1 protein-coding gene is annotated in these 515 nt (G+C 69.1%); it reads left to right on the top strand.

The window, feature by feature from the left end; translation table 11 throughout:
• Positions 1-515 (top strand): ATP-dependent helicase (locus CRU94_RS09525; protein ID WP_164966594.1); only part of this gene is annotated, 515 nt, incomplete at both ends.

The following is a 515-nucleotide window of genomic DNA, read 5'->3' as shown; positions in this document are numbered from 1 at the left end:
GTCGTGGGTGATGCGAAGCAGGGCATCTACCGCTTCCGCGGTGCTGAAGGAAACGCCTTTGAGGAGATGGCCAGGCGAGTGACTGCGCGCGGCCTGCCAGCGTTGCGCGAGTTCCCGCTGACCCGCAACTTCCGCTCCGGCCCGCGTCTGCTGGACTCGCTGCACCCCTTCTTCAGGAGATGGGGTGGCGCCCAGCTCCTTCCGTACGTCGAGTCGGACCGGTTGCGACCTCAGCCGCGGGCGGACGACAGCAGCCGACCTGTCCACCTGGAGACTGGACGTTCGAATGACGTCGCGACGGAGGCCGCGAGTCGGGTCGCCCGCTGGCGCGCTCGGCACCCCGGGACCAGCGTCGGGATCCTAGGCCGGCAGAACTGGCAGGCCGTCAAGGGCCAGGAAGAGGTTCGGCGACTGGACCTGGCGTGCGAGCTGCGCGTCGGTGGTTCCTTCTTCGAGTCTCCGGCGGTGCGTGAGCTGCGCGTCCTGCTCGAGGCCGTGGCGGACCCCTTCGACGA

This window comes from Arcobacter sp. AHV-9/2010, from assembly GCF_004116575.1.
GTDB lineage: Bacteria > Campylobacterota > Campylobacteria > Campylobacterales > Arcobacteraceae > Aliarcobacter > Aliarcobacter skirrowii.
The sequence above is the reverse complement of the archived record's forward strand: the minus strand, read 5'-3'. Positions and strand labels throughout refer to the sequence as shown.